We start from the raw sequence: 21656 nt of genomic DNA, 5'->3' as shown, positions 1-21656 counted from the left end.
TGATCTGATTTCCTCCCAGCTAGCACACTTGCTCCGCCCTCGTTGATGGGCACACCCAACACGATAACTGGGATACTAGTCAACATAAATTTTCTAGATGCTCTTTAGATATGTGATATTTTCCTTTTAGAACAATGAATATAATGTAACCTAGTATCCTAATTTGCCCTATTAATTCTCTCTCTGATCTGCCACAATGTCGCCAAACAGAGGTGGAATACAAAAAATGGCAGCTTTGGGAACCCTTGAACGCACGACGAGTAGCGATGTTGTCTTTGACGAACTGTTTGGACAAATCACCCGCCTGGAGCTGCTTCCAGGGACAAAGATATCCGAAACGGATGTTGCGAAATCATTCGGGTTTTCACGCCAGCCTGTGCGCGAGGCTTTCACGCGACTTTCCAACCTCAATCTCCTTTTGGTGCGGCCACAACGCGCGACAGTTGTTCGACCGTTCTCACGCCAGCTCATCGCGAATGCCCGCTTTGTGCGTGCCGCAGTCGAATTGGAAGTCATCCGCACTGCCGTGTCAGATCGCGACAAGTCGGTAGACGCGGCATTAAAAGCTAACCTTCGTGAACAGGCGGATGCAATCTCAGCAGAAGATGTCAATTTGTTCCATGATCTGGACTACCAGTTTCACAAACTGCTTTGCGCCTCGGCCAAACAGGCGTTTGCGTTTGAAATCATCGCCGAAAACAAAGCGCAGGTTGACCGCCTTTGCATGCTGGCATTAACCAGCAAAGAAGCAATGGATGATTTGTATCTGGATCATCAATCTCTTTTAAAGGCCCTGTTCAGCGGGGATGCGTGGGCGGCGGATCAAGTTCTTCGTACGCATCTTGACCGTTTGACGCCAACCATTCAGGCAATCTACACAACGCATAACGCATACTTTGATGAATAGGTAGCTAGATATCGGATGGCTTTTCGCCTCATCGCCCTAGTCTAAATTCATACATATTAGGTCGTGTTGACAAAAGGGATTCACAACGACCTCTGATCGTTATTCAAGCCGGTATCTGCGATGGAGGCCAGCTTGGCACGAAATCTAATGCCGGACGAGGAGTGGGCGTTCTTTGAACGGTTCATCCTTTCGGTCCGTGCCCCGAATGGGCGCAAACCTACCAATCATCGCCTTGTTCTTGATGGTGTTTTCTGGATTGCGTGTACAGGTGCCCCGCGGCGAGACTTGCCTGAGGAGTTTGGGAAGGGGTCGAGTGTCTACCGACAGTTCCGGCGCTGGACTCTCGCGGGGCTCTGGGAACAGATTCCGGAAGCCTTGACCGAGAGCAAGATCGTTCCTGACGCTCTTCAAATGGTCGACAGTACAGTGGTTCGTGCCCATCATCAGGCAGCGGGCGCAAAAGGGGGACTCCGCAACAGGGTTTTGGCCGCTCAAAAGGCGGCTTCACGACCAAGACCCACCTCCGGGTAAATGCCGCTGGGCTGCCGATGAGAACGGACATCACACCCGGCCAGACATCGGACTATCTTGGATTTGATCGGGTCATGCACGACAACCTGCCGGAGCCAGTCGTGCTGCTGGCCGACAAAGGTTACGATGCCGACCGTATTCGCACCGAACTGCACAGCCGAAGCATTCGACCGGTGATCCCAATGCGAAAGTCCCGAAAGAGGCGCGTTGGGTTGGATTGGCCTCTCTACCGGCTAAGAAACCTGGTCGAGAGATGTTTCAACAAACTTATGAATGCTCGGCGGGTGGCTACCCGCTAAGATAAGACAGCCGAAAGCTTTCTCGGCTGCGTGGATATCACTTCAATCCGCCTCTGGATCCGCTATTTGTCAACATGACCTAGCAGTCGATAACAACTGCATTGTTGCGCATTGCGATGCCGGTGGAGCAGGAGCCATCCACCTCATCTCCTCCGACGGGCCTCGCTGCAGCATCGCTAATCCTCGGGCAATGGTAGCAACGGGCCGTCCACAATCTGTGTAGGGCAGGCGGACAACCGATGCCGTATCGCATCTGAGGTCCGTTCAGAGCCCAAAACGACCAATGCTGCAGAGCGCAGCAATGTCTGTTTTTGAACGTGCTCAAGTCCTAACGGACAAAAGCCAGTGTCAGGACGAAGGGTTGCGCATTGGTTTATTGAACCAATCGCTTGGACAAAATCTGGACTGCCGCTTCAAACCTTTGCGGGTCCTGTGCCACTCGGGCTGCCAGTTGTGCGCCCTCGAGCAAAGGCAGTGTTGCGGCGGCTTCTGCTGCCGGATCGTCAACATGTAGGATCGTTCCATCGCCCTGACCCAGTGAAAATGCCCTCGCAAGCCATTCGGTCATCATTGTGCGAAAACGGTTCATCTCGGCAATCGTGTCTGCTGATAGATTTTCTGTACTGGTCGAAAAAGACACGCACAGGCACAAGCTTTGACCACCTTCAAGTGCGCCACGATACCGCTTGATCAAAGCGGCCAAGCGCGTCGCCCCTGTTGGATGGTCTTGATCAATCTCGCCACAGGCGGTTTCCAAATCTGAATAATACCGCTGCATCAGCGCGACGGCCAAAGCTGCCTTGCTGGCGAAATGATGGTGAATGCTGGCCTTTGTGATTCCGACGTCGGCGGCCAGGTCGGCATAGCTGAACCCATCAAAGCCACGCCTGCGCGCGGCCCGTTCAGCCGAATTGAGCAGAGTTGTCTTGGTGTCGGTCGCCATGTGTTATCCAAGATTTTGGTCGTTTAGGCTGTGTAGGACATTCTCTGCCGCTTCCAAAGCACCTTCGATATAGCCGCCGAAAACCGGGGCGACCTCTGTTCCTGCGAAATGCAGCTTTCCGTTCCACAGATTGCTCATCGCCTTCGGTAGACCGTATGTCGGATGGGCATATAGCGGTGCCTTATCCGCCTCAGTTGCAGTGTAGGGATCAATGGCCCAGTCTTTCAAGTAGAGCTTTTGGGGCTCGGCGGCTTCAGGCCCGAACAACCGTGTTAATTGAGCGTGCAGGTGCTGACGCAGCAGTTGTTCGTCCGCGCGACCTTGGGGCGGTACACCGATGAAGCCAAAGAGCGCGTATGGTCCGCCCTCAGGGGGGGATGCATCATGGATTTCGACCATCGGTCCTTTCCGGCTCATTGCATCACCGGACAGTCCTTGTTTGCGCCAGAATGGTTTGTCGTACACCGCAACAGCCTTGGCCTGACCTGCCATCCATGTCGCGATGCCTTTCATGGTTTGGGTGGCTTCGGCAGACAATGCGGGCGAAAATGCGATTTCGGCCGCAACACGTGGGGGCACAGCGAGGACAGCTTGATCCGTGTAGATCTGTTCGCCCTTTGCCGTTGTTGCAATGAATTGATCGCCGGACATGTCAAGTTTAACAACCGGCGCGTTTAGCTGTTTGCGATGATCCGGCAGGCAGTTGGCCAATGCGTCTGTCAGAGCAGCCAACCCTCCCTTTAGCCGCCATGACCCTTCCATTGATGAAAAACCCTGCCCGCGTTGCACGTTGCCATGTTCATCCTCAAAGGTCTGAGCGCCATCGGCGAATTGGTCGAACTTTGTCAGACCAAACCGATCAATCAGAGCTGCAATACGTGGCTGGCCCGGCCAGAACCAGGCAGGCCCCATGTCAAAGTAGCCTGCCTCCAGATGCTGCGTCATGATTCGCCCGCCAAACCGCGGGCGGGCCTCAATCAGCATATAGTCGCGCCCTTGCGCCTCAAGACGTTCGGCTAAGACAAGTCCTGACAACCCGCCGCCGACAATCAGCGTTTGCATGCGCTAGAACCCTTCGGATGCCGGGCGCAGATCTAGCTCGTGCGTCCATGTGGATTTGGGTTGGCGGGCGAGGCTACAGTAGGCCTCTGCGATGTCCTCGGGCTTCATCATCTTGCCCGGATCAAGGTTGTGCAGGTCCCGAGATCGCGCTGTATCAATGATACCGTCCAGAATCGCGTGGCAGACATGAACACCTGCTGGTTGATACTCCCGTGCAAGCGATTGCGTCAGGCCGCGCAAGGCGAATTTTGCGCTGGCAAAGGCCGAGAATCTTGTACCACCCCGCAAGGACGCTGTGGCGCCAGATACAATGAACGTACCACCGCCAGCGCGGACCATCGGTTGCAGTGTCGATTGGGCAAGCAAAATGGCAGACTGCACCATCGATCCCCACGTGCGTTGATAATCAGCAAGCCGGGTTTCTGCGAAAGGCGCGATGATCAGTTCGCTCGTGTTGTGGATCACAACCTTGGGCGGGCCATGTTCTGCGATAACCTGTGCCAGGATGCTGGGAACGGCACTCTCGTCCGTCAGGTCCATCTCAAAGAACTGGCCAATCACCGTTTCAGGTTGCGTGCGTCCCAAGCCAACGGCAGCAAAGCCATCTTTTGTGAAACGGGACAACAGGGACTGACCAAGGCCAGCCCCCGCGCCGGCCACAAGGACCAAAGGTTTTTCAACACTCATCAGACGGCAGGCGGTTTGGCGTGGGGCAAATGACCCGTCTTGATCCACAGCTTTGCCCCATCAGGGCCAGCCGTTGCAGACAGTTGATCGCCTTCCGGCAGTCGCAGCCATGCTCCTTTTTCAAGCGTATCGCTGCCTTCGGTGACGGAACCGGCAATCACCAGCATTTCGATCCCACCCACATCGGTATTTTCCAGTGTCGCGCCTGCATCAAGGTGGCTGTAGGTAACTGTTTCACGCGCATCACGGTGTAGTTCAGCCGTTGCGACACCATCCACAGGATCGGTCAGTTCTTCGGCCATGGTTTTGCGAAACTGATTGCGGTCGGCCATGTCGAACTGCCACAGCTTTACAAAGATCGTGCAGCCCGGCTCTGACCCCGGCGTATGTGCAGTGGTGGGAGGATTGCGCACATATGTCCCTTCGGGGAAGTCGCCATGTTCGTCCTGAAATACACCATCAAGCACAATGAATTCTTCGCCACCTGTATGGGTGTGTTCCGAAAATTTGCTGCCCGGCGCATAGCGCACAATCGTCGTGGCACGGGCAACTTCGCCGCCGATGCGGTCCAACATACGCCGATCCACACCGGGCATAGGCGAAGCGTTCCACTCAAGCTGTTCAGAATGAACAACCACGCGTGTTTTAAAGTCTGCGTTCAGTTCCATGTTTTTCCTTTCGGCTTGAGTGGTATCGCGTCCTTAACCTGCGATGCTGGGCCGTGCCGAGACCTTTGCACGCCATGCCGTCAGATTGGAGAGTGTCTCTGGAATGTCGACCTTGGCAAAGTCCGCAAAGGCAAGACCGGCAAACGCTGTGATATCAGCAACCGAAAACTCAGAACCAGCCAGATATTCATTGTCAGCCAGAACTTCATCCAAGTAAGCCATTGTCTGACCAGCAACTTGCTTTTGCTTGTTGCCCCATTCAGCACATTGATAGGTCTCAAGGTCTGGACCAAGGCCTGGTGTGGCATGGTGAAAGTAGGTTCCCACAGCATTCAGCAGACCATTTTCTGCACGCAGGTTCATCATCGAAATTTGCGCACGTTGTTTTGGTGTCTCTCCGGTCAGCGACGGGCCTTCGAAATGGTTGTCGATATATTCTGTAATCGCATTGCACTGCGAAATATGTGTACCGTCCGCCAACTCAAGGCAGGGCACAACGGCATCAGGGTTCTTGGCTTTAAAGGCCTCGGTGCGATGTTCGCCACCCATCACGTCAACCGGAACGAATTGGACCTGGTCTGTTGCGCCTTTTTCAGCAAGCGCAATGCGCACACGTGCGGGGTTTGGGAATCCCTCAGTATCATAGATTTTCATGTCGTCACTCCTTGTGAACTGACACCTATCTACTAGTAGGTAGGTATCTTGGGCAAGATGTATTTTGGTCGTTGCGATAACAAGGTTGTTACGATGATAAGTTTAGCAGCGTCTGGATTTGATGCCAGCTTCCTTCGAAGCGGTCATTTGTGTCGTCCTAATGAATAACAATAAAGTCCCGCAAAATGATGTTGTTGCATGGATCGCCGAGCCGCGATATCGCCGCCGCTCACTCTGACGCAAGCGGCGATACATCCCTACAAATTCAACAATGCCCGTCGCAACAAGTTTCCCAAGGCTACGTATCGTGTTACGAACTGCTCGGAATACGACGAAAGTCTCCGGCGTCGAGGTGATGTGACGATCTGGGTTTCTGATGATGTTGTGAAGAACTGGGCTTCGCCACGCCGCAAGACACGCGGCGGTCAATCGCTTTATTCAGATCTGGCAATCGAGATCAGACTCACTCTGCGGGTCGTGTTTCGACTTCCGCTCAGACAAACTCAGAGTTTCATGCGGTCGATTGCCAGGCTGATGGGCATTGACCTCGTAGTACCGGACTTCTCGACCTTGTCGCGACACGGTAAGCGGATGAAGATTGTCCAAAACCGGCGAGACGCAAATAAGCCAATCACCCTCATTGTGGACAGCACAGGCCTGAAAGTGCGTGGCGACAAGGGCTGGCATGGAGAAAAACACGGCATCAGGGAGGCGCGCAAAACATGGCGCAAGCTCCACATCAGGCTTGGCCCGGAAACCGGTGATATCGCTGCAACGGAATTGACCACCGAACACGTGGGCAATGAAACGGCACTGCCAGATTTGCTAGCTGACATGGATGTTGATGTGAACCGCTTTCTGGCGGATGGAGCATATGACGGCCAATGTGTTGCAGACTGTCTGTTGGACAAGTTCGGATCCAGGATTGAGATCATTATACCCCCACCTAAAAACGCGGTTCGCGGCGAGAATGCACGGCGCAATCAACACATCGATACCATCGCTGAACATGGCAGAATGAACTGGTAAAGTGAGACGGGAGACAACCAGCGATCAGGGGTTGTAGCCTAGATCGGCAGATGGAAACAAGTTATCGGCGATCGCCTGCAAGCGTGTGATCTCGACCGGCAAATAGCTGAAGCGAAAATTGCATCAAAAGCGCTCAACCGCATGACATCTCTCAATCGTGCGGAGTACGAACGCGTCTTCTAACGTGATGGGGTATGGGGCAAATTCGTCTCAAACCTGATCCATGCAACTCGGTCGTGGAATGCCACAACGGAAATCTGGCGCCTAGTCCAACCGCCGATACCTGGGCATCAAAAAAGCTGTCAGTAGAACCCATAAAATTGTAACACCCCGCCATCAATCTTTGCCCACCGCAATAGTCCCACTTGCCTTCCCTACCAATCCACTTATGAAGTTCAATCAGTTGACCTAGGGGAAAGATTGCGATGCGCATGCGCGATACGTTCATCAAACCGATGCACCCGGAAGGTATTCGGTTTGTCGCGATCTTTGCCGCCATTACGGTCGGTCTGTTTCTACTGTCTAACGTTCTGGGCTGGATTGGTGTCGGCCTCACGATCTGGTGCTACTATTTCTTTCGCGACCCGGAACGCGTGCCACCCACTGGAGAAGGGTTGATCGTCAGCCCAGCGGACGGGGTGGTTTCGCTGATCGAAGCGGCGGTGCCGCCGAACGAGCTTGGGATGCCTAACACGCCTCTCACCCGTGTCAGTGTGTTCATGAGTGTCTTCAACTGTCATGTGAACCGCACGCCAATTGAAGGTGAGATTACCGCTGTTGCATATCGCCCCGGCAAGTTTTTCAACGCATCCCTGGACAAGGCCAGTGCTGATAATGAGCGCAACAGCCTGCGCATTCGTATGAAAAACGGTCAGGATCTGGCTGTTGTCCAGATTGCCGGCCTCGTGGCCAGACGGATCGTCTGCTTCGTGAAGCCAGGCGCAGCGATGCAAACTGGCGAACGATTTGGATTGATCCGCTTCGGGTCTCGGCTGGATGTTTATCTTCCTGATGGCGTGGTCCTACAAGTGCGTGTAGGGCAAACGATGATTGCGGGCGAAACCGTCCTTGCCAGTTTGCCCACCCTTGAAGAAAAGTAGGTAACTGGATCAGTGGCAAAACCATCCAAACAGGAAGAGACCGAGTTTGCGCTGATCCACTTGTTGCCCAATGCGTTGACCATAACGGCCATATGCGCGGGCCTGTCGGCAATCAGATTTGGCGTTCAGGGCAATTACGTGCTCGCTGTCCAGTTGATAATTGCCGCCTGTGTGCTGGATGGGCTGGATGGCCGTATTGCGCGCCTTCTCAGCAGTGACAGCAAACTGGGGGCCGAACTGGACTCACTTGCAGATTTCTTGAACTTCGGGGTCGCCCCACCGCTCGTTCTTTATTTCTGGGCCTTGCAGGATATACGCAGTGCGGCTTGGATTGCGGTTCTGTTTTTTGCGGTGTGCTGCGTCATGCGACTTGCCCGGTTCAATGTGGGCGGCAAATCCGAAACCTGCGATCAAGATGGGGCCTATTTCGAGGGAGTCCCCGCCCCTGCAGGGGCGCTGCTTGTCATGTTGCCAATGTATCTGTCCTTCGCCTTCGCCGAAGCCCCTTTGCTGCCCAGTATATTGATTTGCCTTTATATGGTGATCATAGGTCTTCTGCTTATCAGCCAAATACCGACCTGGTCATTCAAGACGACGCGAATCTCGCGCGAGAACGCAAAGTTTTTTCTCATCGGTGTCGCTGTTGCGGGGGCCGCATTGCTGACTTTCGCCTGGGCTACGTTGATTGTGCTTTGTTTCGGATATGTGGGTACGGTCGCCTGGGCGTGGCTCGACAGGGGAATACCTTCTAACCGTTAAGGACTCGATATGGACATCAAAGCCGTTCAAACTTCCTATGCTCGCTGGGCCCCCATCTACGACAAGACGTTTGGGGCAGTTACCAATGTCGGGCGGCAGCAGGCGGTTGATTTTATCAATAGACGTCCAGGCAAAGTTCTGGAGGTTGGCGTCGGCACCGGACTTTCGCTGGAACATTACGGGCCCGAAACGCAAGTGACCGGAATCGATTTCAGTGAGGACATGCTGCAAAAGGCGCGCGACAAAGCAAAAGATCTATCGCTGGACCATGTTGCCGAGCTGAGGCAAATGGATGCCCGCACGCTTTATTTTCCCGACAACTATTTCGATACGGTTGCGGCAATGCACGTGCTATCCGTCGTACCGGAACCGGAAAGGGTAATGGCGGAAATAGCGCGGGTCTGTAAACCGGGTGGAAAAGTAGTGATTACCAACCATTTCCAACGAAAGCGGGGGTTGCTCGCATCCTTGGAACGCGCGATTGCTCCGGTCGCAAATACGATTGGCTGGCATTCTGATTTCGATATTGAAACAGTGCTGCAAGAGGATGCGCTTGCCGTAGAGGAGCAAAGAACCCTTCCACCTCTGGGGATGATGACATTTTTGGTACTGAAAAAATCAGTTGTCACGTAACTGTTCGGTAAAAGAACTGGGTACGGCTGCAAACAGGAAACTGAGAAACACCAGCTTTTCTTGAGCCTCCCCAACTGAACTGGTCCCCCTTTATGTTTAGGAAACGGAGGACCTAGAATGGCAAACAAGAGACCGAAGCCGGAAGAGATTGTCTCGAAGTTACGGCAAGTTGAAGTTCTGATGGGTCAAGGCATGTCCCGTCTTGATGCGATCAGACAGATCGGAGTTGTTGAGCAAACCTATTACCGCTGGCGGAAGAAGTACGGCGGAATGGGTGTTGATCAATTGAAGGAACTGAAACGGCTTCAGAAAGAGAACGAGCGGCTGAGGCGCGCAGTTTCAGATCTGACGCTGGACAAACTGATCCTGACGGAAGCCACAAAGGATGAAGGGCGGTTAGCAAACCATCCCGTGGATGGTTTGTAGCCCTGAACGCGAAGCCCTACTGAGCCCCGCTCGCCGTCGTGCTTGTATTAATCATGTACGCAACCAGCTGAACGTTTCCGAGAGACGCGCCTGTCGCGTTCTGGGGCAACACCGGTCCACGCAACGGCGCGCCCCACAAGGTCGCGCAGACGAAGGCCGACTGGTGGCCGACATGATCGAGTTGACCCGACAGTACGGCCGATATGGCTATCGCAGGATCGCAGCGCTGCTGAGAGAGGCTGGATGGTCTGTCAGCGATGGGCGAATTGAACGGCTTTGGCGACGAGAGGGGCTGAAAGTGCCAATAAAGCAACCGAAGAAAGGACGGCTCTGGCTAAATGACGGCTCATGCGTTCGGCTACGGCCAGAGTATCGCAACCATGTTTGGTCGTATGACTTCGTTCATTGTCGAACCGACGACGGCAAAGCCTTCCGGACGCTGAACATCCTTGATGAGTACAGCCGGGAATGCTTGGCAATCAGGGTCGAGCGGAAACTGAACTCGACCGATGTAATCGACGTTCTGACAGACCTGCTCATACTTCGCGGCGCGCCCAGTTTCATACGTTCTGACAATGGGCCGGAATTTGTCGCCCAGGCGGTCCGAGACTGGATCGCCGCCGTTGGCGCCAAGACGGCTTACATCGAACCTGGGAGCCCGTGGGAGAACGGATATTGTGAAAGCTTCAATGGCCGGTTCAGGGATGAGCTGCTCAACGGTGAGATCTTCTACAGCTTGCGCGAAGCTCAAATCCTGATCGAACAATGGAGGAAACACTACAACACAAAACGTCCCCACAGTGCACTGGGCTGCCGCCCGTCAGCTCCCGAAACCATCATCTCAATGGATCACAGGCCAATGATGCACTAACAATCAAATTGAACCAGTCAGATGAGGCTGCTCAACGGGATCACTCAAATTCTTTGCGGAGTTGCACTACCGTTTTTTGGGTATTCCCAAGTTAGCAACTGAACATTTTGGTGAATCGAACTGTGACAATTATAAGTTTCGACTTTGCACCCCGTACTGCGCCTTCAGTTGCTGAACCGATCCGCAATACACGTCCAAATCAACCTCTGGGGCAATACCGGACACTCGCTCGTTCGTAGAATGCTGCCAAAACTCCCATTGCGGCGCATTGGGTGCGGGTCTGGCTGCGTATTCTGCCAGCCAGACCGGGTAGTTCCCGAAACCCGAGGTCAGCTCGGTCTCCCAGGTGTTCAGATTGGCATATACCATCGGCACCGTTCCGAAAGCCCTCTGAACGCTGGTAAGCCATTCCAGCGCGAGGCTTCGATAGGCGGCCCCCTGTGCCGTCGGGACGCCTTCAAGATCGAGTGTAAATGGCAGGTGCAGAAGGCCGGATTTTCCAACCGGGCCTTTCGAAAGAACAGCCTGCACTGCATCGACAAAATTCGTGACCTGTGGCTTGGCCGGGTGGCTGACGTGAAGCAGGTGATAGGCGCCGCACAGGATACCCACCTCATTCGCGCCCAGTACATTTGGCTGAAAATAGGTATCCTTGATGCTGACGCTTTCGGTCGCCTTTATCAGCGCAAAAGAAACACCCGAGGCTGCGACTTGCGGCCAGTTGATATCCCGCTGATGATCACTGACATCTATTCCTTTTGCCTGCGCCTTATCTGGCGCCGCCTTGAGAATCTGTCCTGATGGTTTGCGAAACGACCTTACAATTTTGCCCAGCCTACATGCCATCAGATCGGCCTTTTCTATCTGTCATAACACCGCATCCGACCGACATTTGATAAGCCAATAGACCGAGATGTTGATTGCGCGGGTCTCGGTCTCGCTGGTCAGGGCCGACCCTTTAACGACGTTGCCCGAATTGGATTGGGGTGTGGGGGCGATAACCGGTTCCGGGCCTAACACTCCGTTTGATACCGTGCTGTCGCTTTGTTCCAGCACATGTTGGTGTTGCTGGAGCGCAGACAGTTGCAGCGACCCTACCCTGTCATATTTCTGGTTCTTTTTGTCGGTTCGGTACCTCTGGTCCTGATCCTTATCGACTTTCCCGCCGGGGTCGACGCCGCGCAGAAAATAGCCCTGGTAATCAGGCAGTCGAAACTCTCCGTCCTTGCCTTTACCAAACAGATATCCGATGGCGGCAAACAATTCCGGATAAGCGGAAATCAACAGAGGTGAGCCGTCGCAAACCTTCCAGCCATAATGTTGCAGATCAGTGGTCCCGCCCGCCAGCTTTTTGGATTGTCCCAGAAGCTCCCCGGAAAAAGCGATCACCGCGCCAACCGGCATTCCCAATACCCGGCCCGGAGACGGGCCCCAGCCTTGTTGTGGTTCAAGCGGTCCGCCGGGGGCGTTTGGTCGGGGCGGGGTCGGAAAGCCTGGCGGTCTCATTCTGAATCCGTCTGACCTGGCAGATCACTATCCGCACTCAGCATGCACATATGCGTGGGCACCTGAACCGTCCAGGATTGCGCATTGCCTTCATCGTCTTGTGTATGTTCCGATTTAATCCGGGCCACAATTTCGGCGTCTTCGGGCAGGCAAGGGGCAAGATGATCTGCATCCGGCCAGATCCGGCCGGTGCGCAGGAAATACAGGAAACTGCGCGCGTGCTTTCTGTCGACCGGCGCCAGAATGCGCACACGGTCAGCGCGCAGAAAATCCCGGAACCGCAGGTCGGGTACGGTCTCGCGCAGGGCAAGATCCGCGGGGTCGCCTGTCAGATCGCTGACTTCGTCCTCGATATCCATGAATGTGGCGATGTCGGACCACCCGACCGTTTGTTGCAAATAGTGCCTGATACGCGGCTTGGCATAATCCGGGGCCACGGCATCCTTCTCGGACCCGCTGAGGGTCAAGATTTGCTCCTGGGCCGCGGACAGGATTTCCGTCGTCATCGCCTTGTTCAGGAACGCAGGGTTCTGAGCCTCAATCGCAGCCACCTGTTGTTCCAGTTTGCGACGGTAACTCTCTAGCTGCCGCGCATACGCTTCCTTGATCAGCCTATAGGTTTCGAATTGCCAATCGGAATAAGTCTGCGCCGACCGTTGGCACGTCACTTCAAGAGTTGCCGCAAAGAAACCGGTCAATTCGGTTTGCAAATGCATTGGTGCAGGATCGGGAACCGGCATATCCGGCGGAGAGTTGGGCTCGGACGATTGTGTGGCTGCGGTTTGCTTGAGGCTGCACAGAATGGTGAACCCAAGCGGATGGCCTTCATCCGCCGGAGAGGTTCCGGTTCCGAACCCTTTATCCAGCTGGGCGCTCAGCACCTGCGCGCCCGAGGCTTGGCTGACAGGCAGGCGCAGTGGCTGCGGTGACTTGTCCGCATGGCCGTTTGAACCGGGCGGGGCGGATTTGTCCCCCGCTTGCTGCGGTTGCAGGGCGACCGAGCCCACGATGACATGGGTTTCTGCGGGAGTTCCGACACTCATCACCGTTGCTGTTGCTTTGATGGGCTCAAAGCCTCTGGGGATCAGGACGGCGCCTTCGGCCACTGGCGTATGGCTTTGCACCGTTTGGCTGACCACAAGCTTGAATGGCGGGGCCATACGGGTCTCTTCCACGCCAAATTCCTGAAACGCATCGAGATAAAATATCTTGCCATCGTCTGTCTTGCCAGTCTCATCGGTCAAATCCTGAAATCCGCTTATCCCAAACTCGCCTGGAGATTTCGGTGGGCGCAGATCAAGCTGCCAGGACCGGCGAATATGCCGGACAAGATTCTCACCCGGGCTGGGGACCATGATCTCAAAAATCAAAACCTCGCCCAGACTTTTCGTGCGCAAGCGAAAGCTTCTGTTCACCCAACGATAGATGCCGCGGATATCCGTGCCGTTCCGCCGATTGTCAAAGCGCGTCACATCCGAGTATTCGGTTTCTTCAACTTCGGATAACTCGCGCGTATGGCGCATTTCGCGTGACAGGTTTCGCACCGTTTTCTCGACGATGTCGCGGGCAAATTTCAGGTCGTTTTTCGCGAAGCCTCCGGCTGGCTGCTCTTGCACCCACCAATTCCCAGTAACACTCATCTTATTGCCATCTGTCGGCATTCCGTACTGGGTGTCGTAAGAGTTGACATGCGTGGTCGAGACATGGTCGGCCAACGTCTTTTGCACCTGATTGATCAGGTCCGAAACCGAGGTATCCTCGTCCCGCCGGGCAATTTTGGTGGTCACATCGGAATGTGCCTCATGGCTTTCGCGGCGCTGCAATCTCCGGTTTCGCGTCTCGCGCATTTCACCGCGCAGGACATTTTCGATACGCTGCACGTCGCCCAATTCATACCCAAGCGGCTGATACCGGATCGAACGGGCAAGCCCGTATGAATAGGCGCGCACCCAGCCGGGCTTTGTCAATTTCAGAGGGATCTGATGATCTGTATCCTTTGCTGCAACCGGCGCAGGTTTTTTCGGCTCGAATATGGAGCCAGGCAAAACCAGCGTCGCATGCATCCAAGCTTTGATCTGTTGTCCGGTGACCGGATCGGTCATCAAGCTGGCCTGCCCTCCTTCGGTTGCAGCCAGCGCACGGGTCAGAACGTGATGGGTAGTCAACACCTGAATCAGAACTGCAAGTTCGTCTTTTTGCCAGCCAGCCAAAAGGTTCAGCGCAACGATGCTTTCCCAGATGCGGGCCAGTTCCTTTTGCGCATCCGGTGCATTTGCCAGAACCTTGAATGCTGCCCATCCGCCCAGACGGGCCTTGATCAGATCTGTGATCTGGGCCAGCGAAAATTCCGGCAGCTCTCTCAGAGCCGGCCACAGTTCAGGGTAAGAACTGAATGGCGGGCCAAGCGTTTCAATCGAGGAGATGAACCCTTTGGGTTTGCCCGGTTCGGCCGCAGGCTGAGCCTTGCCGGATTGCCCCGCATCCGATGCCGGATGGGGCGAACTATTCCCACCTGGTGTATTGTCGGTGTTCGAGCTTGGATCCACGTAAGTAACCGCCAAAGCCTCCTGCCCTGACCTGTCCCCGGATTTTGAAACAAGGCTTTGCAGGAACACGCTGTTCGCCAGGATCTTTTGCGGAACCTCCATGAAACCCGCATCCAGCGCGCCCGGCGCTATCGACGGCCAATGTTTCATATAGATGAAGGGGAACAGCTCATCCCAGCGCAGGTTAGCGCCCTGAGTGACCGGGCTCAGCCCGTCAGAATCCGGGTCATCGCTAAATGGATTATCACCATCACCGCCGTGAGTGTGGTTTGGCTGATCTGGGTCATGCCCGTCATGTCCACCTGAACCGTTTTGCCCGGTGCCAGAGTTCCCACCATCATCGGCCCCGCCCCCTGCTCCGGAATCGGGCGATGGAATATGGCTTGGCTTGCCAAATTCAGACATAAAACCCTGAAAGCGCCAGACACGACCGGTCTCGGGTTCTTGCAGAGCCAAAGCCCCAAGGACCTGCTGAGACAACGGCGTACTCAATCCGCTTTGCCAGGTCAGGGTACCGGTCAACCGCTCACCGGTTTCGAACAGCACATTCAGCGGCGTTCTTTCCTTGTACCTCAGAACAGGGCCGCGCACTGCCTTGCCCGGTGTCTTGGTGAAAAAGAACTGGACGGTCACGAATTCCGGGGGATCGGCACCATGCGGATGGGTTTCGAAATTGGCCACCAACTGGTTACGCAGATCCTCGAACGGCGCATCCATCCAAATGAGTTTGGGGTCCTGGCTGGTCATGCCCGTTAAGCGTCTTCCACCGCCAACACGACCTCAAGCTCGCTGATCGCCTGCAGTGAACCCTTAGTCAGCTTGCTGGATTTCAGGCCACTGATTTCCAGACGCTCGATATCCAGTTGCCAGACATCAACACCGGTATGGATATTGTCAAAAGGCGCGTGCGGAAAGAATGCCTCGATCTCGGTGTATTCATACAGGTTGTCCTGAATCACGGCCAACATCGCCGCGCGAGCCTCGGCCAACACCTCAACCATATAGTCGCGAATGCGGTCCAGATCCGCGTCGGACACTTCGGCGAAATAAACTGCGGATCGCGTGCCATCTTCATCGAAACGGGTCACGACTTCGGTCGCCGGGGCGAGCAATATCTCATGCTCGCCCTCGATTGACACAGGCCCCTTGTCTGCCGCTTCTGGGGGAAGGAACTCGATCAGCGCACCGCAACAATCAATCAGAATTTGCTGGCCGGCTTCGGCAATGAAATTATCATCCTCCCAAAGCTCAATCGCGATTTCAGGATCAACCTGAGCGTATGGCAGAGCATAGCGCCCGCCGCCATGCAGTTTCTGACCTTCGGGGAAAATTTGCCCCCCATTTCCGCGCTGGAAAAAGGTCAGGATAGGTCGACGAAACATCAGAAACCGACCAGAGCGGGTATGTACGAGTGCATAAACCTGAAAGGCCATGTGTCTTCTCCTCCGATATGTTAATTCGGGCTGTTGGTGACTTAGTCCAAACCCAATACGCGACGGACGCGGCTCAGCTCGCGGTCATGAACAGTCAGGGCATCCAGAAACAGAGAGACCGCAACCCGGTTATCCGCAGAATAATGCCCGCCCAGAACATGCTCCAGCGCAGCCGGGCAGTGGTCATAGGCATCCGCGATATTGTCGACGCTCAGCGCGCGCATCCCAGTACGCAGAACCTTGTCGCAATAGGCAGCAAAGCTGACGTTCAGGTCGTTGATCACGATCCGCTCGGCTTTAGGTGAGGTCGACGGCTTGTAGGGCTCGTAAAGTGGCACCCAGCTTTCGGCGCGCCCCAGATGGGTCGAGGTGGGCGGATAGCCATTGGCGGTCATGAACATCGTACAGCCAAAACACGAGGCCAGCTTGGTGGTACAGTCACCAACCGTAATTTCATAAGGCGTGCAATGCGGGCCCAGATGATAGGCCTTGTAGATCGCCTGGATCATACCGTGGGTATAGCCCTTAACGCCTTCGTCCCCGCTTTCATCGACGAAATTCATACCCTGATCAAAGCGCATAATATTGGTGATCTGGTCCGACCGGTTTGTCGCCCCGTGATCGGGTTCCCCTTCCTTCGGAGCATCCTGCGCCAGATCGCCGCCAATGATGCCCCAACCAACGCAGTCATGGTCATGGGTATTGCGACGAACGCGCGGGTTCCACAGGGCAGAATCCTCGGGCGGCAACCACCGAGGGTACCATCCCTCGAAAATATTGTCGTCATGATCGCCCGCATCCAGATCAGGGATATGGAACCGCGCGCTTGGCATCGGACCGACCGGATCGGTGTCGCCTTCGACATTTCCGTTATCGACAAACCCGGTATAGGCCCCCAGCCCGATATACTGATAAGCGGGGTCGCGATCCCTTTGCTTGATCTCATCATATAGCACCTGCCCCTTGTCACTGAGGTGGTGTTCGGGGTGGCGGATATCGCCCTCGGTCGGAGGCTCATGCCCGGCCAAACCATAAACCCCAACGATCACAGCGCCGGTTTTATGATCGACGGCCGTCCCTGCCCTAACAGAATGACCCTGCATGTCGATTTCCAAAGCGGCCAGCTGTCCGATTTTCTGGGCGGCTTGCTGAAGCTGATCCCATTCGCGGGACCATTTGTCGGACCTGGGCATCTCGTCAGAAGGTTCCATTGAAAACTGCACATCGACATTGGCTCGGATCTGTTCGATCGAATGACCTACGATGGCGGCGGCAACGATATAGTCCGCTTCAAGCTTGGGATCAGCACCGCCGTTGGTCAGGATTCCGGATGTACGTCTGTAAGCCATCAATTCACTCCTCCAAAGTTTCGCCCGCTTGGGGCGTCATGAATATTGAATGTCGTAACCAACAAAATTGATCGGATCGGAATTCGGACCCGGCGTGCCGCCGTACATGGCGACGCGCATTGCCTGGACCTGGTGCAGATCAAAACTGGCCACACCCGGACCTATTTCCCGGCGGTCGATCCGAAAACCCTGCCGCGTTGTCATATCGGCCGCAAAGTTCAGCCGGTCCGGAGCCCGGAGCACGCATTCTCCCTGCAAAGGCAGGCGGGTTTCGGTCAGGGGAAAGCCGCAGCGCACGACCTGCACCTTGTGCAACCGATGCCCTTTTGGAACCGTGATGGTCAGGTCAATCCCGTCGCCTTTGCGCCGGGGTTCGATCGTTGCCTCGCCACAGACAACTTTGCGATCCACCAGAACATCGGGCGAGATATTGCCCTCGCAGGTGACGAACCTGACCGACAGGGTCAGATCAATCTGAAAGCTTCGGTACCAGCGATACGGGCATTGCAGAACAACCTGCCAGGTTAATGGCCTGATGTGCTGGTCGTGATCCAAACAGTCCCAGAACAGGCCAACCCTGCGCACATTGGGGTTTAATGATCGGTTCTCAAATACGAGTTGGGTTGTCATCGCGCCACCCTGACGAATCTGTGTTATGAACTCGACGGCGGCGGCGACAGCCTCATGATAAAACCAAGCTGTTGAAACCCCGGCTCCAGGCCGGATTTCAGACGCAACCTCAAGAACTTTCCATCCGGCTCGCCACTGATTTTGACGTGGCCGACCACTGTGAAATCTGTTTTTCCCTTATCGCCCTTGGACGTTGACGCTTTGGTATCACTGCTGGACTTGGGTTTGGCCGGTTTGGGAACTTCAACCCAGCCATCACTGACCGCAAGAGCCTGAATTTTGGATGAAACCCCGTCCTTAGAATATGTGTAGTCAGTGAAGGTGACGGTTACGTCCTCAAATTTCCCGGCATCGTCCACCTTGTACTGGACCGAAATCTGAAGCCCGTTATAGGGGGGCTTGTTGCGCCCGGTCTTATGGAAATCGCCAGATTGCCAAACCTGTTTAATGGGCTTCAAACTGTCTTTCTTGTCCGCGTCATCCTTGGGTTTCGAATCCGGCTTTTTGGGATTCGCGGGCTTTACCGGCGTCGGGGTATCAGCGGCAGCCTTCTGATCGCTGTCTTCGTCGCCCTCAGACCGTTTTCGTTTTAGGGCGATTGTTGTGTCGGCAGTTTTGGTCATGACACACCTCCTCTTTCCATAGCTCCGTCAAGCGGTGTGCATCCTGCGGCTAGTAATCCGCCGCAGGGCGCGTTTACGCATTGATGTTTGCCAGCTGGAAATCAAAGGGGGTAGAGTTTTTGCCAGGCCCGCCGCCCGACATCACGATATCAGCGCTTTGGATGCCGAACAGATTGATCTCGGTGTTGATCTGACTGATGATCGCCGAGTCCATGACCTGGCCCTCTTCGATCTGCGACACCACGCCGATATAGATGGTCGGGTGGAACTGAAAGACGCCCTTCTGCCCCGGCGCAAGGTTGGTCTTGGCGGCCAGAAGTTTGCCTTCGCGATAGATATTCGCGTTGATCGATCCCATGGTCAGGTTGTTGCGCAGCTCGACCTCATTCGGCGACGTTGCCGGGGTCTTGGCCAGGCGCAAGATATCCCCGCTGGTGTCTTTGACCATTTCGTAGGCCTGACCGTCATAGGCCGTCATCTGCGGCGTATAGTTCCCATAGCTGTCCGAGGCCGAAACCTGAAACTTCAGCGGGTATTTGAAGGGGTGATAATCCAGACGCCCCAGGTTTTTGATGACTTTCCACGCGATAGCGAGTTCGCCGAAATCTTCGGCCACGTTTTGCTGGAAAATAACGATCGATGAATTATTGGCATCATCCGAGTGATTGACCAATCTGAGTTGAATATTTTCGGTAACCAATTTCAGATTCCTTCCATTAGCGGTTCTTGTCGAGAACGACGAAATCGTGAATCAATGCTAGCTGAGAACTCTGTAATTCGATCTTTGCAGGAATCATCATTTCCTTTGATCTTTGCACTGTTAGACCCCTGCCCGCGGTAACCGGTGCACACTTTGGCCAGCCTCGCGCGCGCAGGAGCATGCTCATCCAGGACGTGTTTTGGGTGATGCTTAGTTCATCGAATTGCGATAGCGCCGATACTCTGACGGCGAGACGTCGAATTCCCGTTTGAACGCGGTCGAAAAGTTATTCGCATCCTCGTAGCCAACCTTGAAGGCGATGTCCTGAATGCTGTGCTGCCCCTCAAGAACCAGGGCCGCTGCATAGTTCAACCTGTAGCGCCGAAACCAAGCCATGGGGCCAACGCCGAACTCTTCCTTGAACCGCTTGGACAAGGTGTTCCGGTTTGACCCGACCACTTGCGCCAAGGCGTCAATGCCGCCTGTAAATTCGGGCTCGGTAGAAAGGAAATTACAAGCAGCATTGACCAACGTATCTTTTGAAAAGTACTCGGCAGAGACATTCTGTTTCATCAATGCTCGCGCCGCACTGAATCTGTGCTGGATTTCGCTGGTGACAAATGGATAGGCAATATAGTCGCTGTATCCTTGCGAATATACTTCGGCACGCGCCGTCGACAAACCCAGGTTGATCAGTGCAAAACTGTGCTGGCGCTTATGCGACCCGGCAGGTTTTGGGGCATTGGCCGGCACAAAACGCTTCAGGCACTGACGTACAACGATTGCTTTTTCATGGCGAGAAATGCCTGTGCTTTCTGCATCGTTCGACACGCGGTATCCCATAGACCTTTCAACTATGCTGCGAAATTCGGACAAAAGGCGCGGTGTAAACTCCAAGCAGATCACTCGGTCACGATCATAAGGACTATGCATAAAATTCCCCATCCAAAAAACTTCTGAAAATTTTGTAGGGCGCCACGCAGAGTGCGACCTCTGCTGATCTGAAAAATCAACTTGAGTCGCTGAGTCGCCACCACAACTTTCGATTGAGTACAAAAGGTCTGGGAACTTCTGTTAACTTATTCACATATTGCATTATTAGACCAATCCAATACGGCATTAACCATAAATGAGTGGCAAATTGCAAAGGGTTCTCCTTGCCAGCCAGACCAAGCTATGCCTTCTTCTGCCAACGCAATGGGAGACATGGCAGATGAGCGAAGCGGTCAAGCTGACACTGGATGAGATACGAAACCTAAGCCTGACCATTCTGTCCGGATCCGGATACGGGCCGGACCATGCAGCGGCCATCGCGGATATGCTGGTCACCTGTCAAATTGATGATTGCCAGTCGCACGGCCTGTTCCGACTGTTCATGTGCAATGACACCATGAAGGCAGGCAAGATTGACGGAAATGTCGCGCCAGCCATTACCCAATCGGATAACGCCATCGTTCGGGTCGATGCTCGCGGAGGTATGTCCCTGCTGGCATTTCATGAGGCACTTCCAATTCTGATCGAGAAAACCCGAACCCTTGGTATTGCAGCCATGGCCATCAATCGCTGTTTTCATTTCTCTGCGCTCTGGCCCGAAGTGGAGCGGCTATCTGCTGCCGGCCTTGCGGCGATGGCGATGGTACCAAGCCATTCCTGGGTTGCCCCAGCCGGCGGCACCCGCGGTTCGTTGGGCACCAACCCGCTGGCATTCAGCTGGCCGCGACAGGGCAAGGATCCCTTCACCTTTGACTTCGCAACAAGCGCCTTTGCCCGTGGCGAAATCGAACTCTATCGCCGCGCAGGCAAGCCCCTACCCGATGGCGTAGCAATCGATAAGGACGGCAACCCAACCAACGACCCGCAGGCTGCGATGGAGGGTGCGATGTTGACCTTCGGCAGCTACAAGGGTTCGGCCCTGTCCATCATGATCGAACTCTTGGCCGGTCCGCTGATCGACGACCTGACCAGCCTGGAAAGCATGGAGTTTGCCGGCAACTCAGGCGGCGCCCCCTATCATGGTGAAATCCTTCTGGCCTTCGATCCGGGGCATTTCAGCGGTGGCCGAATAGACCCGAACGATGCAAGGGCAGAACGCCTGTTCGCTGACATCACCGATCAGGGCGCGCGCCTACCATCACAACGCCGGTTTGCCGCCCGGGCCCGTAACACGGAACGCGGATATGTAGAGATTGCCAAAACCCTCTATGACGATCTGCAAGAGTTGGCCCAACAGATTTAGCCCCCTTCCCCTCAGCAAAGCAGCTGGCTAAGAAGTCTCTCCGAACGACTGTCAGGAGGCCCCA

Annotated in this window: 20 protein-coding genes and 2 pseudogenes; 8 read left to right on the top strand and 14 right to left on the bottom strand. The window is 54.8% G+C overall.

The genetic code is table 11. From position 1 onward, the window contains the following. The first annotated feature begins 226 nt into the window (after window positions 1-226). Both AC2FFF_RS10370 and AC2FFF_RS10365 read left to right on the top strand, forming a co-directional pair. Window positions 227-907, top strand: coding sequence for a GntR family transcriptional regulator (locus AC2FFF_RS10370; RefSeq protein WP_271952726.1), 681 nt, complete (start codon window positions 227-229; stop codon window positions 905-907). A gap of 120 nt (window positions 908-1027) precedes the next feature. Next, window positions 1028-1815: pseudogene (locus tag AC2FFF_RS10365) on the top strand (IS5 family transposase). Between the two features lie 295 nt (window positions 1816-2110). Here AC2FFF_RS10365 and AC2FFF_RS10360 read toward each other — a convergent pair. Genes AC2FFF_RS10360 through AC2FFF_RS10340 form a run of 5 tightly spaced genes read right to left on the bottom strand, consistent with a single transcriptional unit; the run spans window position 2111 to window position 5751 of the window. Beyond that, on the bottom strand, window positions 2111-2680 hold the full coding sequence (locus AC2FFF_RS10360; protein WP_496882930.1) for a TetR/AcrR family transcriptional regulator: 570 nt from the start codon (window positions 2678-2680) through the stop codon (window positions 2111-2113). Window positions 2681-2683: 3 nt separating this feature from the next. Beyond that, entirely contained in the window at window positions 2684-3742 is a 1059-nt protein-coding gene (locus tag AC2FFF_RS10355) for a flavin monoamine oxidase family protein (protein ID WP_281973963.1), read from the bottom strand. A gap of 3 nt (window positions 3743-3745) precedes the next feature. Beyond that, window positions 3746-4429, bottom strand: a complete 684-nt coding sequence (locus AC2FFF_RS10350; protein ID WP_271952722.1) for an SDR family NAD(P)-dependent oxidoreductase — start codon at window positions 4427-4429, stop codon at window positions 3746-3748. Further along, window positions 4429-5097, bottom strand: a complete 669-nt coding sequence (locus AC2FFF_RS10345) for a cupin domain-containing protein (RefSeq protein WP_271952720.1) — start codon at window positions 5095-5097, stop codon at window positions 4429-4431. The genes AC2FFF_RS10350 and AC2FFF_RS10345 overlap by 1 nt, the downstream gene beginning before the upstream one ends. A 33-nt stretch (window positions 5098-5130) precedes the next feature. Further along, window positions 5131-5751, bottom strand: a complete 621-nt coding sequence (locus AC2FFF_RS10340; protein ID WP_085822351.1) for a glutathione S-transferase family protein — start codon at window positions 5749-5751, stop codon at window positions 5131-5133. Window positions 5752-5949: 198 nt separating this feature from the next. On the opposite strand from AC2FFF_RS10340, the gene AC2FFF_RS10335 reads away from it, so the two are divergent. From AC2FFF_RS10335 to AC2FFF_RS10315, 5 genes and pseudogenes are all read left to right on the top strand, one after another. Beyond that, on the top strand, window positions 5950-6780 hold the full coding sequence (locus AC2FFF_RS10335; RefSeq protein WP_281973962.1) for an IS5 family transposase: 831 nt from the start codon (window positions 5950-5952) through the stop codon (window positions 6778-6780). A 425-nt stretch (window positions 6781-7205) separates the two neighbouring features. Further along, entirely contained in the window at window positions 7206-7880 is a 675-nt protein-coding gene (locus tag AC2FFF_RS10330; RefSeq protein ID WP_142640376.1) for a phosphatidylserine decarboxylase, read from the top strand. Window positions 7881-7892: 12 nt separating this feature from the next. After that, window positions 7893-8639 carry a CDP-diacylglycerol--serine O-phosphatidyltransferase gene (pssA, locus tag AC2FFF_RS10325; RefSeq protein WP_281973961.1) on the top strand — a complete coding sequence of 249 codons (747 nt, stop codon included), beginning with the start codon at window positions 7893-7895 and terminating at the stop codon, window positions 8637-8639. Window positions 8640-8648: 9 nt separating this feature from the next. Further along, on the top strand, window positions 8649-9272 hold the full coding sequence (locus tag AC2FFF_RS10320; RefSeq protein ID WP_271952711.1) for a class I SAM-dependent methyltransferase: 624 nt from the start codon (window positions 8649-8651) through the stop codon (window positions 9270-9272). 117 nt (window positions 9273-9389) lie between these two features. Continuing rightward, window positions 9390-10569 (top strand): annotated as a pseudogene (locus AC2FFF_RS10315) (IS3 family transposase). 129 nt (window positions 10570-10698) lie between these two features. Here the strand turns inward: AC2FFF_RS10315 and AC2FFF_RS10310 are convergent. From AC2FFF_RS10310 to AC2FFF_RS10270, 9 genes are all read right to left on the bottom strand, one after another. After that, window positions 10699-11415 carry a glycoside hydrolase family 25 protein gene (locus tag AC2FFF_RS10310; RefSeq protein ID WP_281973910.1) on the bottom strand — a complete coding sequence of 239 codons (717 nt, stop codon included), beginning with the start codon at window positions 11413-11415 and terminating at the stop codon, window positions 10699-10701. A gap of 21 nt (window positions 11416-11436) precedes the next feature. Continuing rightward, entirely contained in the window at window positions 11437-12075 is a 639-nt protein-coding gene (locus AC2FFF_RS10305; protein ID WP_281973909.1) for a tail fiber protein, read from the bottom strand. Continuing rightward, a complete protein-coding gene (locus tag AC2FFF_RS10300; protein ID WP_496751217.1) occupies window positions 12072-15368 on the bottom strand; it encodes a hypothetical protein in 3297 nt (1098 codons plus the stop codon). Before AC2FFF_RS10300 ends, AC2FFF_RS10305 begins: the two co-directional genes overlap by 4 nt. Before the next feature lie 5 nt (window positions 15369-15373). Beyond that, a complete protein-coding gene (locus tag AC2FFF_RS10295; protein ID WP_271952474.1) occupies window positions 15374-16054 on the bottom strand; it encodes a hypothetical protein in 681 nt (226 codons plus the stop codon). A 41-nt stretch (window positions 16055-16095) separates the two neighbouring features. Further along, window positions 16096-17403: a hypothetical protein gene (locus AC2FFF_RS10290; protein ID WP_281973907.1), complete on the bottom strand. Its 1308-nt coding sequence runs from the start codon at window positions 17401-17403 to the stop codon at window positions 16096-16098. A gap of 36 nt (window positions 17404-17439) precedes the next feature. After that, entirely contained in the window at window positions 17440-18033 is a 594-nt protein-coding gene (locus tag AC2FFF_RS10285) for a hypothetical protein (protein WP_281973906.1), read from the bottom strand. Between the two features lie 23 nt (window positions 18034-18056). Beyond that, complete coding sequence (locus tag AC2FFF_RS10280) at window positions 18057-18656, bottom strand: hypothetical protein (protein WP_271952480.1); 600 nt, start codon at window positions 18654-18656, stop codon at window positions 18057-18059. A 73-nt stretch (window positions 18657-18729) separates the two neighbouring features. After that, window positions 18730-19356: a hypothetical protein gene (locus AC2FFF_RS10275; protein WP_142640307.1), complete on the bottom strand. Its 627-nt coding sequence runs from the start codon at window positions 19354-19356 to the stop codon at window positions 18730-18732. Between the two features lie 210 nt (window positions 19357-19566). Next, window positions 19567-20187, bottom strand: coding sequence for a helix-turn-helix transcriptional regulator (locus AC2FFF_RS10270; protein WP_282027158.1), 621 nt, complete (start codon window positions 20185-20187; stop codon window positions 19567-19569). 382 nt (window positions 20188-20569) lie between these two features. Here AC2FFF_RS10270 and AC2FFF_RS10265 point away from each other — a divergent pair, with 382 nt between their 5' ends. Then, window positions 20570-21592, top strand: a complete 1023-nt coding sequence (locus AC2FFF_RS10265; RefSeq protein ID WP_271952485.1) for an Ldh family oxidoreductase — start codon at window positions 20570-20572, stop codon at window positions 21590-21592. Window positions 21593-21656 lie beyond the last annotated feature (64 nt).

The organism is Ruegeria sp. YTSA226, assembly GCF_059609905.1.
Note: the sequence above shows the minus strand (reverse complement) of the source record. Positions and strands in the feature narration are given on the sequence as shown.

Coding starts and splice junctions, on each gene's coding strand:
- AC2FFF_RS10295 (WP_271952474.1), bottom strand. CDS start 16,054: ATGGCCTTTCAGGTTTATGCACTCGTACATACCCGCTCTGGTCGGTTT.
- AC2FFF_RS10335 (WP_281973962.1), top strand. CDS start 5,950: ATGGATCGCCGAGCCGCGATATCGCCGCCGCTCACTCTGACGCAAGCG.
- AC2FFF_RS10280 (WP_271952480.1), bottom strand. CDS start 18,656: ATGACCAAAACTGCCGACACAACAATCGCCCTAAAACGAAAACGGTCT.
- AC2FFF_RS10350 (WP_271952722.1), bottom strand. CDS start 4,429: ATGAGTGTTGAAAAACCTTTGGTCCTTGTGGCCGGCGCGGGGGCTGGC.
- AC2FFF_RS10330 (WP_142640376.1), top strand. CDS start 7,206: ATGCGCATGCGCGATACGTTCATCAAACCGATGCACCCGGAAGGTATT.
- AC2FFF_RS10360 (WP_496882930.1), bottom strand. CDS start 2,680: ATGGCGACCGACACCAAGACAACTCTGCTCAATTCGGCTGAACGGGCC.
- AC2FFF_RS10340 (WP_085822351.1), bottom strand. CDS start 5,751: ATGAAAATCTATGATACTGAGGGATTCCCAAACCCCGCACGTGTGCGC.
- AC2FFF_RS10355 (WP_281973963.1), bottom strand. CDS start 3,742: ATGCAAACGCTGATTGTCGGCGGCGGGTTGTCAGGACTTGTCTTAGCC.
- AC2FFF_RS10265 (WP_271952485.1), top strand. CDS start 20,570: ATGAGCGAAGCGGTCAAGCTGACACTGGATGAGATACGAAACCTAAGC.
- AC2FFF_RS10300 (WP_496751217.1), bottom strand. CDS start 15,368: ATGACCAGCCAGGACCCCAAACTCATTTGGATGGATGCGCCGTTCGAG.
- AC2FFF_RS10320 (WP_271952711.1), top strand. CDS start 8,649: ATGGACATCAAAGCCGTTCAAACTTCCTATGCTCGCTGGGCCCCCATC.
- AC2FFF_RS10310 (WP_281973910.1), bottom strand. CDS start 11,415: ATGGCATGTAGGCTGGGCAAAATTGTAAGGTCGTTTCGCAAACCATCA.
- AC2FFF_RS10290 (WP_281973907.1), bottom strand. CDS start 17,403: ATGGCTTACAGACGTACATCCGGAATCCTGACCAACGGCGGTGCTGAT.
- AC2FFF_RS10370 (WP_271952726.1), top strand. CDS start 227: ATGGCAGCTTTGGGAACCCTTGAACGCACGACGAGTAGCGATGTTGTC.
- AC2FFF_RS10345 (WP_271952720.1), bottom strand. CDS start 5,097: ATGGAACTGAACGCAGACTTTAAAACACGCGTGGTTGTTCATTCTGAA.
- AC2FFF_RS10285 (WP_281973906.1), bottom strand. CDS start 18,033: ATGACAACCCAACTCGTATTTGAGAACCGATCATTAAACCCCAATGTG.
- AC2FFF_RS10305 (WP_281973909.1), bottom strand. CDS start 12,075: ATGAGACCGCCAGGCTTTCCGACCCCGCCCCGACCAAACGCCCCCGGC.